Origin of the sequence: Ferruginibacter paludis (assembly GCF_030409685.1) — a bacterium.
GTDB lineage: Bacteria > Bacteroidota > Bacteroidia > Chitinophagales > Chitinophagaceae > Ferruginibacter > Ferruginibacter paludis.
Map to the genome: position 1 here is coordinate 33,266 of NZ_JAUFQJ010000011.1, position 13,557 is coordinate 46,822.

Here is a 13,557-nt window from a genome sequence, read left to right on the forward strand (position 1 = left end):
CTTCGGTTTCCCCGGGGGGATTTTTTTTATCGGATGATAAATATGCTGATAATTTTTTGCTTTGTAATTTACATTCCATGACAGCGATACCTGGTGATGATTTACTAAAAGGACAGTTGTACCCCTTCACTGCAACCCGTTCAGTAGCAGATATTCGCGTAGGTATACTAACTATCCGCGAAAAATGGTCATTGATAGAAGCACAAGATGATGCATCAATTGAATATTCGCTGGTACCATCCAATATTATCCCAACGAAAGATACAGGCAGTTTGATTGCAGCCTCATATGCTGCTGGCAAAATATTAGCAGAACACGAGAATATAAAAAGCATCCAGCGACCCTGGGATATTTTTTTACTGAATGGATGGGCGCTGCAGAAAGATTTTGAGCTCATTACAAAAGGCAGATATTCGGCACGCCTTTCAACCTCTAACAGGGCTATATCGCCTTCCAATATTTTTATAGAGGAAGGGGCTGTTATAGAGCACAGCATCATCAACGCCACCACAGGGCCGGTATATATTGGTAAAAATGCAGAGGTAATGGAAGGATGTATGATAAGAGGACCCTTTGCGCTGTGCGAAGGCGCCGTACTTAAAATGGGCAGTAAAATTTATGGCGCCACTACCATTGGTCCCTATTGCACAGCAGGCGGCGAAATCAAAAATTCAGTCATGTTTGCCAACAGCAACAAGGGGCATGATGGTTACCTTGGCGATAGTGTAATTGGTGAATGGTGTAACCTCGGCGGAGGTACCACTACGTCTAATATAAAAAATACTGCCGGCACTGTAAGGGTATGGAGTAATAAAGAAAGGGATTACATTGGCATGGGATTGAAATGTGGCTTGTTAATGGGCGACTACAGCAGGGCGGCTATCAACACATCTTTTAACACTGGTACAGTGGTGGGAGTTTGCTGCAATATTTTTGGAGAAGGGTTTCCTCCAAAACTGGTAAATGATTTTTCATGGGGAAAGGAGCGTTACAGTTTTGAAAAAGCTTTACAGGATATCAGTAACTGGAAAAAGCTAAAAGGAGCTGTACTGACTCCTCATGAAAAGAAAAATTTAGAACAACTTTACAATCAATAAAAACTTAAAACAATGAGAAAACAAATAGCTGCGGCTAACTGGAAGATGAACCTCACCATTCAGCAAGGCGAGACGTTGGTAAACGAGCTGATGGAAGCAACCGGGGAATTAAATGAGACCCAGGCAACTGTATTTGCAGTTCCTTTTCCTTACCTCGTGAATGTAAAAAATATACTTGCAGGCAAAAGCCACGTTTTTGTCGCAGCACAAAACTGTTACAATAAAGTGTCTGGTGCCTTTACAGGAGAAGTGAGTGTAGAAATATTAAAAAGCATTGGTACCGATTATGTGATCGTGGGACACAGTGAACGCAGGGAATATTTTAACGAAAGTAACCAGGTATTGGCTGAAAAAATTGACTTGTGTATTGAATATGGCTTAAAACCCATTTTTTGCTGCGGAGAAGCGCTGGAAGTGAGAGAAGCGGGCACTCAGAACAGTTTTGTGGAATCACAGATAAAGGAAAGTTTGTTTCACTTGACAGCAGAACAGTTAACGGGATTTGTTATTGCCTACGAACCAATTTGGGCCATCGGAACAGGCAAAACCGCCACCAGTGCACAAGCCCAGGAAATACACGCTTATATTCGCAGCGTACTGGCACAAGGTTATGGTAATGAAGTAGCAGAAAGTATCTCTATCTTGTATGGCGGAAGTGTAAAAGCTGCTAATGCAAAAGAAATATTCAGCCAGCCTGATGTAGACGGAGGACTTGTAGGGGGAGCTTCTTTAATGGCCACAGAGTTTGCAGCCATTATAAGAAGTTTAAAATAAGTTTGGTATAAAATTTACATAAGGTCCAACGCCTTTGCAAGAAAGGTGAAGTTAAAAGGTAAAACTAATGAAGCATAACCACCGGCATAGCTATAGGTTACCACAAGGCCTGCGATAGAAACGAGGAATAATACCCAATAAAGACCGGTTGATTTTTTAGTTGTTTCCATTGAAATTTTTTTTGCAAAAATAAGGCAAAACATACATAAAATGTTTTGCCTTATTTTTTATCTGCTATTTTAAATAGTTAACTAACTGTGTAAGTATTTAGGCCTATTAAACACAAAGTATTAAACTTATTTCATTGTGTATTTTTTACATTGTGATTGAAAGGTTTTATATTGCCGCAAATTAACTTGCCATAAAATGACCACTCACTTTTATTTGCGTTTTTATACCCGGTTCGGCCAAACCCTTTATGTTACCGGTAACTGTTCTGCCCTGGGCGATTATGATCAAAATCAGGCTATTCCCCTACAATACCTCAACGACCAGTTTTGTCATTGCGAAATTGAAATTCCTGATATAGATATTGAATCAGGGAACATAGAATATTACTACATTTTAAAAGACGCTCCAGGTAATGTTATTGCTGAATGGAAAGACAACAAACAAATTGATTGTGCCAATAAGGATATTGCAGAACTGATATTGGTTGATACCTGGAATTATGCCGGAACTATCGAGAATGCATTTTATACAAAACCTTTTAAAGAGGTATTGTTGAAGCAGGTGACAGCTGCAACCTCAATTGACACACCAGCAGGTAAGTATACACATGAATTTAAAGTGAAATGTCCGCTGCTTAAAACCAATGAAGTAATTTGTATAACCGGTAGCGGAAAAGTTTTAGGTGACTGGGATGTATCAAGCCCCTTGTTGCTCACCAAACAAAACGACTGGTGGAAGATAAGCATAAGTATTGCAAACGGTGGCTTCCCGCTTTCTTACAAATATGGTATTTACAATGCAGTAGAAAAATCTTTTGTTCGCTTTGAGACTGGTGACAACCGCCTGTTGCCCGGCGATGGCGGCAACGGTAAATACACCATTTCTCATGATGGTTTTGTACGTACTGCTGCACCGAACTGGAAAGGAGCAGGGGTAGCTATTCCAGTATTCAGTTTGCGCAGTGAAAACAGTTTTGGAACAGGCGAATTTACTGACATCAAATTGTTGGTAGACTGGGCTAAAGAAACAGGTTTGAAATTAATACAGTTGCTTCCGGTAAATGATACTACCGCTACACATACCTGGACTGATTCTTATCCCTATGCAGCAGTTTCTGCCTTCGGATTACACCCATTATTTTTAAACCTCAGTAAAGTAGCGGGTGATAAAAATTCAGCTATTCTAAAATCGCTTAAACAAAAGCAAAAAGAATTAAATGGTTTAGCAGAGGTAGATTATGAAGAAGTGATGAAGTATAAGTTTGCCACTATAAAAAGATTGTACCAGGATCAAAAGGAAGCATTCAGCAACGACATAAAATACTTCGAATTTTTTGATTTAAACCGTCATTGGCTGGTGCCTTATGCGGCATTTTGTTATTTAAGAGATGAGTACAAAACAGCGGATTATAATACATGGCCCGCTTACAGTATATTCAAAGATGACGAAATACAGGATCTGGCATCGCCCGACCAGCCTCACTATGATGCGGTGGCCATCCATTACTTTATTCAGTATCATTTACACCAGCAGTTAAAAGCGGCCACCTTATACGCACATAAAAATGGCATTGTAGTTAAAGGAGATTTGCCGATAGGCATTTACCGGTACAGCTGCGATGCGTGGATGGCGCCTGGTTTGTATAATATGGATGCCCAGGCCGGTGCACCGCCGGATGATTTTGCAGTGAAAGGGCAAAACTGGGGCTTCCCTACTTACAACTGGAAGAAGATGCAGGAAGACGGCTTTGCCTGGTGGAGGCAGCGCTTTGAACAAATGAGCGAATACTTCGATGTATTTCGCATCGATCATATACTTGGATTTTTTAGAATCTGGAGTATTCCTTTGGATGCAGTGGAAGGAATTCTGGGACGCTTTGTTCCTGCAATTCCAGTACATATCAACGAACTTTTTCAAAACAATATTTCCTTTCAATATCACCGGTATTGTAAGCCTTATATCACAGAATATGTGCTGCAGGAAAAATTCAGGGAGCAGGCTGCATTTGTAAAAGAGAATTTTTTAAACCCGGCCGATGGTTTTTATGAATTAAAACCTGCTTTTAATACACAAAGAAAAGTTGCAGATTATTTCAGCCATTTACCTGAAACTGATTTTACTCAACTGATTAAAGGAGGGCTTTTCGATTTAATCAGCAATATTATTTTTATAGAAGAGCCGGGATCGCAGATGCAGGAATTTCATTTTCGCATTGGGATGGAAAACACAACTTCTTTCAGAGATCTGGACGACTACAGCAAGCAGAAGTTGAAAGAATTGTATGTAGATTATTTCTTCCGCAGGCAGGATGATTTCTGGAGAAAGCAGGCCATGCAAAAACTGCCCGAATTAAAGCGCAGCACAGATATGCTGGTTTGCGGAGAAGACCTGGGAATGGTGCCCGCCTGTGTGCCAGACGTGATGCGGCAGTTAGGTATGCTAAGCCTGGAAATTCAGCGCATGCCCAAGCAAACAACAGATGTTTTTTTTCACCCGGTAAATGCGCCTTACTTAAGCGTGGTGACACCGAGCACACACGACATGAGTACCATAAGAGGCTGGTGGGAAGAAGACCAGGCTAAAACGCAGCAATTTTATAACAATATGCTGGGGCATTATGGTGCAGCTCCGTTTTACTGCGAACCGTATATCAATAAGGAAATCGTGTTGCAGCATATTTATTCACCGGCTATGTGGAGCATTTTTCAGTTGCAGGATATTTTAGGTAGTAGTGAAACATTGCGCAGGAATAATCCCAACGATGAACGCATCAACATTCCGGCCGACCCCAGGCATTACTGGAGGTACAGGATGCACCTTAATCTTGAAGACCTGATTAAAGAAAAGGGCTTCAACGAAGATTTAAAAAAAGACGTAGAGGCAAGCGGCAGATAATTTTTTATCTTCCAAAAGCCCATAGTAAAAAGTCAGGCAAAACCCTGCTCCAGCTGGCGTAGTCATGCTTGCCCTCCGGCGTCTCTGTATATACAATGTCACCCGGAGGGCAGACATTTTTATTTTTAATGATGGTCAGCAGATCCTTTGTATCATCCACCACATCCGTTATTCCGTCATGATCACGGTCCCCGGCTTCTTCTTTATCCCCTGCATAAAACCAGTAGGTAAGCTTTGGCCTTTTCCGGGAAGATTTTATTTTGCTTAGCATGATGCGATCTTTGTCATCCGCATAATCCGCAGCCGTTGTATCCTTGTCCCGGTACCAGAAAGAGCCTGAAAAAACACCGACTTTATCAATTTTGTCTGCATGGTTCCATGCAATATCAAATGCAGATAATCCGCCCAATGAACAGCCTGCAATTACAATGGAATTAAATTTTCTTACACCTGCTTTCTTTTTTGCAAAATCATACAGTTCATCACTGATAAAGGCATCGTATTTATCGGCCTTGCTTCCATTGTTTTTAAAATCAGGGTAACCACCTACACCATAATCTTCCATCCGGTTGCCTGCGTGGATGGCAACAATCAGCAACGGTAAAATCAATTTCTTTTTATACAGGCTGTCGGTGATGGTTTTAATTCGCAATTGATCAACATCCTGCCCGTCATTTAACAAAAGCAGGTTCATATCGCTCTTATTATCGGGTATTGGTGTGCTGATTATTGTTAATTTGATGTGTTCCTGCAGGTGCCGGCTGTATATTTCGTCTTCCTGCTGTTTTATTTTTTTATGACATCCGGCCAGTAAGAAGCAGGCTACCACTGGCATTATTACATTTTTTAACTTTTGTTTCATAAATTAATTTGAAATACGAATGTATATTATTTGGCGGCAAAAGTGTAATCCCTTAGTTTTGCACCGCGAAGTAGAGCAGCGGTAGCTCGTCGGGCTCATAACCCGAAGGTCAGAGGTTCGATCCCTCTCTTCGCAACTAATAAATGTGGCTCTCATTTGAGCCCATTTTATTTTAAGAGAATGTCTCTTTAAAATTTATTCTTGGCAAGTTGCTGATGAATTTGATCACCTCCTCCAGTCGTCTGTTTGTATGCGGTAATCAAAGTCTTTTATAGACTTGCTATCTAAAGGTTACATACATGAAATCCGGTTTCGTAAATATTTTTGGTAAGCCTAATGCAGGCAAAAGTACTTTGCTCAATGCCCTTATAGGCGAAAAGCTAGCTATTGTTTCGCACAAAGTGCAAACTACCAGGCATCGCATTAAAGCCATTTTAAGCGGCGAAGATCACCAGATTATTTTTTCTGATACGCCCGGCATAATTGAGCCCAGATACAAACTGCACGAAAAAATGATGCAGGCTGTAAAAGGAAGCCTGGAAGATGCCGACATAGCATTATTAATTACCGATGCAAGGGAAAATCCGGAAGAAAGTCATGTGATTTTTTCAGCCTTAAAATTAAAAGTTCCGGCACTGGTAGTTTTAAATAAGTCGGATGCTGTGAGTGATGAAGATATTGACAAGGCGGTCGATTTTTTTAAACAACAACCTTACTGCAAAGAAGTAGTTGTTATTTCTGCATTGAAGAAAAAAGGAATTGAAAAATTACTCGCTACAATAATTGAATTGCTGCCCGAGGGTGCACCATTTTATGAAGGAGATGATATCAGTGATTTGCCGACCAAGTTTTTTGTAAGTGAATTGATCAGGGAAAAGATATTTTTATTGTATGGTGAGGAAATTCCTTATCATGCCACTGTGTTGGTACAGGAGTTCAAAGAGAAAACTACACTGATAAAAATTGTTGCAGACATCATTGTTCAAAGGGATACACAAAAAGGAATTATTTTGGGTGAAGGCGGTAAAATGATCAAGCAGCTGGGAACACTCGCCAGGAAAGACATTGAAGCGTTTTTAGACAGTAAGGTTTTTCTGGAATTGTTTGTAAAGGTACGACCCAAGTGGAGAGACAATGAAATGCAATTGAAAGAGTACGGTTATTAGATTAAATGGATAAATGATAATTTACCAATGGATAATTTTTTCAATCAGAGAATTTTTCAGGGGCAGTAATTATCAATTATCAATTAAAAATTATCAATTAATAAGAAATGAGTTTTACAGTAGCAATCGTAGGCAGGCCCAATGTTGGCAAAAGTACTTTCTTTAACAGGATGCTGGAAGAGCGTAAAGCCATTGTGGATGATGTGAGTGGTGTTACCCGTGACCGCCAGTATGGTATAGCCGAATGGAATGGCAAATTATTCAACGTAATAGATACAGGTGGCTTTGTACCGAAAACCCAGGATATTTTTGAAAAGGAAATCCGTAAACAGGTTTTAATAGCAATAGAAGAAGCCGACGTAATTATTTTTATGGTAGATGTTGCTACGGGTATTACTGATCTGGATGAAGCGATGACACAGATGCTACGCAAGACAACCAAGCCTGTTTTTTTAGTGGTAAACAAGGTAGATAACCATGACAGGTTATTGGAAGCTTCCGAATTTTATAGCCTTGGATTTGATAAGATACATTTTTTGTCTTCCATCAGCGGAACCGGAACCGGTGATTTGCTGGATGAAATAACGGCTTTAATTGAGGATGAACCTGAACCTGAAGAAAAGACATTACCCAAATTTGCTATCATTGGGCAGCCCAATGTTGGTAAATCATCTTTGCTAAATGCTTTAACAGGGCAGGAGCGTACCATCGTGAGTGAAATAGCGGGTACCACAAGAGATACTATTCATACACACTATAATTTATTTAACAAGGAATTTGTATTGATAGATACAGCCGGTATCAGGCGTAAAGCCAAGGTGAATGAAGACCTTGAATTCTATTCAGTAATCAGGGCAATCAAGGCGGTAGACGAAGCTGATGTTTGCTTACTGTTGCTGGATGCAGAAAAAGGAATAGCGGCGCAGGATCTGTCCATATTTGCAATGGCGGTGAAAAAAGGAAAAGGTATCGTTGTACTGGTAAATAAATGGGATGTAATGCCAAAGGAAACCAATACAGCCAGGGATTACGAAGTGGAATTGAAAAAGCGGTTTGCTCCGTTCAGCGATTTGCCTATCATTTTTATTTCGGCTTTGGAAAAGACCAGGATATTCAGGGCAATGGAAATAGCGCTGGAAGTGTATGATAACCGCAAACAAAAAATTGCCACTTCTAAATTAAATGATAAAATGTTGAAGGCCGTAGAAGCTTACCATCCGCCTGTGGTAAGGGGTAACCAGGTAAAAATAAAATACGTTACGCAATTGCCGGTCGTAGTGCCGTCTTTTGCTTTCTTTTGTAACTACCCGGACGACGTTAAAACACCGTATAAAAATTATCTTGAAAATCAGTTGCGACTCAACTTTAAATTCACCGGGGTTCCGGTCAGGATATTTTTCAGGAAAAAATAATTACCATATATACTTTTTTAGTAACTAAGCCGTTTACGAAAAAAATCTAATAACCGCAGATATATTTGATCAATTAAAAAAAGAGAGTATATTCGCACAAATTTTAAAACAAAAAACAATACAATGAAAAAATTAATTGCTATTCTTGCCGTTACGGTGTCAATGACTGCTTGTAACAATGGTGGTGAATCTACTGCCGCATCTGCTGCTGATTCTGCAAAAGCTGCAACTTCTGCTGCTGATTCTGCTACAAAAGCTGCTGCTGCCACAGTTGATACTGCAAATAAGATGATCAGCAATGCTGCTGATAGCGGAAATAAAATGATGAACAAAGTTGCCGACAGCGCAAGCAAAATGGTTAACAAAGCTGCTGATAAAATGGTAGATAAAGCTAAAGAAGGCGCTGACAAAATGAAAGCTGGTGCTGATAAAATGGCTGATAAAGCTAAAGAAGCTGCAAAACACTAAGCGGTAAAATATATAAGAAGGATCCTCCTGAATTTCAGGGGGATTTTTTATTTAAGATCCATTGCCTTTGATGGGGCTTGAGGTTGTGTGCTTGAGGTTACCTGTCTTACTGCAGGTAAATGCCGTGAAGTTTTTTTCCATATTATATAACCTACGGCCGCCAGTAGCAAAATAAGTATAATGGCAAAAATAGCGTAGGGCTTATCTGTTATGCTGTGTTTGTCTCTTCTTTTTCTAGTTTTTGAAAGCTGTTTTTGAAGTTCCTTGTTAAGTTGTTCTACATACAGCCCCAGGTTTTGGGATGGTGCTATTTCCTGCAGACCTTCTACAGCATCATTTAAAAAATCATCTTCTACCATACTTTTTTCAAGATCATGCGTATCCGGCTGGGCTACCTGTTTGCTCAGGTAATCCATCAGCAGCTGGTTGTCAATATCTTTATTGCTGTTGGATAATATGTCTTTTAAATCACTGTTCATTTTCTTGTAGCCGTTCCAGCATTATTTTTAAATTGCGTTTTCCGTTTTGTATACTGCTTTTCACCTGCAGTAAAGTATAGCCGGTTGCTGCAGTAATTTCATGATAACTTTTTTTGTGCAGATAAAACAAAGTTATGCATTGTTGCTGTTCCGGATTTAATTGCTGCAAGGCAATTTCCATTTGCGTTAGTGTTGTATCTCTTGCAATAAAGTCTTTTTTGTCTGCGGTGTCATCGGGTGTAGCCAGCAGTCTTTCATTTATTTCAACCGGGATTTTTCCTTTGTCCCTCAGTTTCATCAGGCAATGGTTTTTAGCAATCATGTACAACCAGCTTTTAAAATAATCTACCTTGTACTTATGCAATTCGGTAATGGCCTTCAAAAAAACCTGTTGCACGCCGTCTTTCGCCTTTTCTTCATTTTTTAAGTACTTCATACAAACACCCAGTAACAACAACGTGTAGCGTTGTAGCAATATGCCCAGCCACTCATTATTTTTATCGGCATAAAAATATTTAAGCAACTCGCTGTCTTCGATATGTTTGTATTTGTCCGGGTTCAAAGTAGTCAGGTGTACTGATTAGATGTAAACTTAGTAAAATTCCATAAACAGAAATAAAGTAAAATGTTTTACTTACACAGCTACATTTATATAAACTACTTAAGGATAATTAGGTAAATGCATTTGGCTTAATGAATTGATATTTCTTTAACACTGCAAGAAATATATTTATGGAAACAATTTTGCCCCGCATCTCACCTCACCAAAAACAGCATGAAATTATTTTTGAAGCTATCAGCAACACTGCTGCTGCTGGTGATTGCCATTACTGCCCTGGGCTATTTTTTATGGTATAAACCGAAATTTAATTCGACAAAAAATGCAGGTAAGTTTGTTTATAAAACAACGGCCGGCGACGTCAGTGTATTGCAACGACTTCAGCAAAAGGCTTTATCTGTAAAGGAATACAGTAAACTAAACCAATACAATTCTGACTATTGTTTTATGGTTGACATGAAAATAGCCTCCGGCAAAAACAGTTTTTTTGTTTACAATCTTAAAAGAGATTCTATTGAAATGGCTGGCCTGGTAGCACATGGCAGCGGAAGAAGTATGTTGGGCTCTGTTCAGTTTTCAAACAACGCAAACAGTTTATGTACTTCGCTGGGTAAATATAAAATAGGCAATAGTTACAATGGTAAATTCGGGCTTGCTTTTAAATTATATGGACTTGATGCCACCAACAGCAACGCTTATAACCGCTTTGTGGTGTTACATGCACATCCATGTGTACCCAATACAGAAACTGCACCATTGCCGATTTGCGAAAGCTGGGGTTGCCCGACAGTTGCTCCTTTATTTTTAAACGAACTGCAGAAACTCATTAACCGGTCTGACAAGCCGGTACTGCTTGAGATTTATTACTAAGACCTAAATGCTCCTGTTGCCATCAAAATTTTCCAATTCTTTTGAAACAGTATTAAGAAACGTAGAGCCCAATGCACCGTCAATAATACGGTGATCATAGCTTAAGGAAATATACATCATATGACGTATAGCGATGCTGTCGCCCTGGGGTGTTTCTATTACCATGGGCCTTTTTTTAATAGCACCAACAGCCATAATAGCCACCTGCGGCTGGTTGATGATGGGCGTGCCCATGATGCTGCCAAAACTGCCTACATTGGTTAAAGTAAATGTGCCGCCATTGGTATCGTCGGGTTTTAATTTGCCTGTTCTTGCAGCATTGGCCAGGTTGTTTACCTGTTTGGTTAAACCGGTTAGATTTAACTGATCTGCATTTTTAATGACAGGTACAATCAGGTTGCCATTGGGTAGGGCAGTAGCCATACCAATGTTTAAATCTTTTTTTATAATGATTTTATCGCCCTCAACAGAGCTGCTGAGCAGCGGATATTTTTTGATGCTCTTTACAATAGCTTCAATAAACAACGGTGTAAAAGTGATCCGTTCACCCTCTCTTTTTTCAAAATCTTTTTTCACTTTTTCCCGCCATAAAACAAGGTTGGTTACGTCACACTCAGCAAAGCTGGTTACATGGGCACTGGTATTCTGACTGTCAATCATGTGCTTGGCAATCATCTTCCGCATACGATCCATCTCAATTATTTCTACATTGCCCGTGTAGCCGGAACTCATTACCTGGCTGCCATTGCTTACAGCCAGCTGATTTTTTGCAGGTTCAATTTGTGTCGCCGGTTCATGAGTAATTGTACTGGCAATGGGCGCCTGGTAGCTGCCGGATGCTTTTGCTGCCACATGCGCCAAAATATCTTTTTTGCTTACCCTTCCGTCCTGGCCGGTACCTTCAATTGTTTCCAGTTCGGCCATGGATACACCTTCCTGTTGGGCAATGTTCAGTACAAGAGGAGAATAGAATTTTATAACAGATTTGCTTCCGGGTTGCGATGCATTCACCACAAATTGTGTTGGCTGGTAAGGGACTTCTTCTATTAACTTAGCTTCTTCATATTCAGGTTGTACATCCGGCGAAGCCGATGGGGTATGTGTTACGGCCGATCCGGCGCCAACTCTTATTTTAGCAATAACGGCACCAACTGGCACCACATCATTTTCATTGAATAATATTTCTTCCAGTACGCCGGCAGTTGTAGAGGGCACTTCACTATCCACTTTATCGGTGGCAATATCCAGCACGGCTTCATCTTCATTAATGGGATCGCCTGGCTTTTTATGCCATTTCAAAATAGTAGCTTCTATGATGCTTTCACCTAATTTGGGCATTATTAAATCTACTAGTGCCATGCTATTTATATTAAAGATTTGAACTGAATGATGCCAACCGGTATATGGTACAAGAGGGCGATGCAACGATGATCAATTGAAAAGCAAATGCCCGGACAAAAACTGTAACCAACATCCTGCAATACGGCAATCACTGTTTTAAGCGTCAAAGATAATTATTTCTGTGTAATGCACTGCTGGTTAAAGTGCTGTATCGGCAAGTATAAATTTTCTCAGCAAATTGAGTGCATTGGTGGCGGTTAACTGGGTATTTCGCTCCCTGTCGAACCGGAAATATAATTTATGCGCTTCTATTTTATTTTTGTTGCCTACTGCAATCCATACCGTGCCTACGGGCTTATCGGGTAAACCACCGTCAGGCCCCATGATGCCGGATACCGCAATCACATAGTCAGATTGTATGGTACTTAAAGCACCTTTTGCCATTTCAATTACAACTTCTTCGCTTACCGCTCCTTTTGTTGCCAATGTTTCTTTGGACACGTTGAGCAGATCTTCTTTGGCTTTGTAGGAGTAGCTCACGACACTGCCATCATAGAACGCAGAGGAGCCCGGAATGGAAGTGATTAAATGCGCAATATAACCACCTGTGCAGCTTTCAGCGGTACACATGGTTTTGCTTTTTGCTGCCAGTAATTTGCCGGTCACTTTTTCCATGGGCTCGTCCAGGTTGGTAACCAGCCAGTCTTTTACCTGCTGCTGAAGTGTCTCAAAATAATCCTGTATTTCTTTTTCGATGGCAATATGATCGAACCCGACGGAGGTAAGCCTAAGCCGTACCATGCCATAGTTGGGCAGGTAAGCCAGTTTGATATGTTCCGGTAAACTGCTTTCAAAAATGCTGATATGTTCCGATAAAAAAGATTCGCCAATACCAGCCGTTAGTAAAGTGCGGTGCGTTATGTGCGGGAAAATAAAATGTGTGCTTAGTTTTGGAATCACATCATCTTCCATCATACCCTTCATTTCGTTGGGTACGCCCGGCATGCTCACATATACTTTTCCTTCTCTTTCAAACCACATACCCGGGGCTGTTCCCCTTTTGTTTTGTATTACCGTGCAGGTGTCGGGTACTTCTGCCTGCTTTAAATTGCTTTCAATCATGGGCCGGTTAAGCACCCGCTGAAAAATATCTTTTACATTCTGCAAAGCTCCTTCATCCGTTACCGGCTTGCCGTTGAAATATTTGGTGAGCAAAGGCTTCGTAATATCATCAGCTGTTGGGCCAAGGCCCCCCGTAATAAGAATGATGTCTGCATGTTTACTTTCTTCATCCAGCGCTTTCCATATTTCATCCCAGGTATCGCCCACGGCTACACGCCGCAGCACTTTAATACCTGCAAGATTTAATTTTTGCGCCATCCATGCGCTATTGGTGTCAATTACCTGTCCTATTAATAATTCGTCACCTATTGTTATGATGCTTGCCTGTGTCATACTCCTGG

General features: G+C 40.5%; 13 protein-coding genes and 1 tRNA gene. 8 read left to right on the plus strand and 6 right to left on the minus strand.

Annotated features, from left to right (window positions below; all coding sequences use genetic code 11):
- The first annotated feature begins 77 nt into the window (after positions 1-77).
- Both QWZ08_RS17830 and tpiA read left to right on the plus strand, forming a co-directional pair.
- Positions 78-1,097, plus strand: a complete 1,020-nt coding sequence (locus tag QWZ08_RS17830) for a putative sugar nucleotidyl transferase (RefSeq protein ID WP_290338871.1) — start codon at positions 78-80, stop codon at positions 1,095-1,097.
- A gap of 12 nt (positions 1,098-1,109) precedes the next feature.
- Positions 1,110-1,871 (plus strand): triose-phosphate isomerase, encoded by a 762-nt coding sequence (gene tpiA, locus QWZ08_RS17835; RefSeq protein ID WP_290338872.1) that lies wholly within the window; start codon positions 1,110-1,112, stop codon positions 1,869-1,871.
- A gap of 14 nt (positions 1,872-1,885) precedes the next feature.
- Here tpiA and QWZ08_RS17840 read toward each other — a convergent pair whose 3' ends face one another.
- Positions 1,886-2,041, minus strand: coding sequence for a hypothetical protein (locus tag QWZ08_RS17840; protein WP_290338873.1), 156 nt, complete (start codon positions 2,039-2,041; stop codon positions 1,886-1,888).
- A gap of 196 nt (positions 2,042-2,237) precedes the next feature.
- Between QWZ08_RS17840 and QWZ08_RS17845 the strand changes: the two genes are divergently transcribed.
- Complete coding sequence (locus QWZ08_RS17845) at positions 2,238-4,937, plus strand: 4-alpha-glucanotransferase (protein ID WP_290338874.1); 2,700 nt, start codon at positions 2,238-2,240, stop codon at positions 4,935-4,937.
- A gap of 4 nt (positions 4,938-4,941) precedes the next feature.
- On the opposite strand, the gene QWZ08_RS17850 is transcribed toward QWZ08_RS17845, so the two are convergent.
- Positions 4,942-5,799: an alpha/beta hydrolase gene (locus QWZ08_RS17850; RefSeq protein WP_290338875.1), complete on the minus strand. Its 858-nt coding sequence runs from the start codon at positions 5,797-5,799 to the stop codon at positions 4,942-4,944.
- A gap of 64 nt (positions 5,800-5,863) precedes the next feature.
- Here QWZ08_RS17850 and QWZ08_RS17855 point away from each other — a divergent pair.
- The 4 genes from QWZ08_RS17855 (at position 5,864) to QWZ08_RS17870 (ending at position 8,845) form a co-directional block, all read left to right on the plus strand.
- Positions 5,864-5,935: transfer RNA gene (locus QWZ08_RS17855), tRNA-Met, on the plus strand.
- A gap of 163 nt (positions 5,936-6,098) precedes the next feature.
- Positions 6,099-6,965 (plus strand): GTPase Era, encoded by an 867-nt coding sequence (gene era, locus QWZ08_RS17860; protein WP_290338876.1) that lies wholly within the window; start codon positions 6,099-6,101, stop codon positions 6,963-6,965.
- Positions 6,966-7,072: 107 nt separating this feature from the next.
- Positions 7,073-8,377: a ribosome biogenesis GTPase Der gene (gene der / locus QWZ08_RS17865; protein WP_290338877.1), complete on the plus strand. Its 1,305-nt coding sequence runs from the start codon at positions 7,073-7,075 to the stop codon at positions 8,375-8,377.
- Positions 8,378-8,500: 123 nt separating this feature from the next.
- Positions 8,501-8,845, plus strand: coding sequence for a hypothetical protein (locus tag QWZ08_RS17870; RefSeq protein WP_290338878.1), 345 nt, complete (start codon positions 8,501-8,503; stop codon positions 8,843-8,845).
- 47 nt (positions 8,846-8,892) lie between these two features.
- Here QWZ08_RS17870 and QWZ08_RS17875 read toward each other — a convergent pair whose 3' ends face one another.
- Together QWZ08_RS17875 and QWZ08_RS17880 are read right to left on the minus strand one after the other, a co-directional pair.
- On the minus strand, positions 8,893-9,324 hold the full coding sequence (locus QWZ08_RS17875) for a hypothetical protein (protein ID WP_290338879.1): 432 nt from the start codon (positions 9,322-9,324) through the stop codon (positions 8,893-8,895).
- Positions 9,314-9,886, minus strand: a complete 573-nt coding sequence (locus QWZ08_RS17880) for an RNA polymerase sigma factor (protein WP_290338880.1) — start codon at positions 9,884-9,886, stop codon at positions 9,314-9,316. The genes QWZ08_RS17875 and QWZ08_RS17880 overlap by 11 nt, the downstream gene beginning before the upstream one ends.
- Positions 9,887-10,099: 213 nt before the next feature.
- Here QWZ08_RS17880 and QWZ08_RS17885 point away from each other — a divergent pair, with 213 nt between their 5' ends.
- The gene (locus QWZ08_RS17885; protein WP_290338881.1) at positions 10,100-10,753 is read left to right on the plus strand and encodes a murein L,D-transpeptidase catalytic domain-containing protein; all 654 of its coding nucleotides are present in this window, start codon (positions 10,100-10,102) and stop codon (positions 10,751-10,753) included.
- 3 nt (positions 10,754-10,756) lie between these two features.
- Here QWZ08_RS17885 and QWZ08_RS17890 read toward each other — a convergent pair whose 3' ends face one another.
- Together QWZ08_RS17890 and QWZ08_RS17895 are read right to left on the minus strand one after the other, a co-directional pair.
- Positions 10,757-12,112, minus strand: a complete 1,356-nt coding sequence (locus QWZ08_RS17890) for a dihydrolipoamide acetyltransferase family protein (protein ID WP_290338882.1) — start codon at positions 12,110-12,112, stop codon at positions 10,757-10,759.
- A gap of 180 nt (positions 12,113-12,292) precedes the next feature.
- Positions 12,293-13,549: a CinA family nicotinamide mononucleotide deamidase-related protein gene (locus tag QWZ08_RS17895; protein WP_290338883.1), complete on the minus strand. Its 1,257-nt coding sequence runs from the start codon at positions 13,547-13,549 to the stop codon at positions 12,293-12,295.
- Positions 13,550-13,557 lie beyond the last annotated feature (8 nt).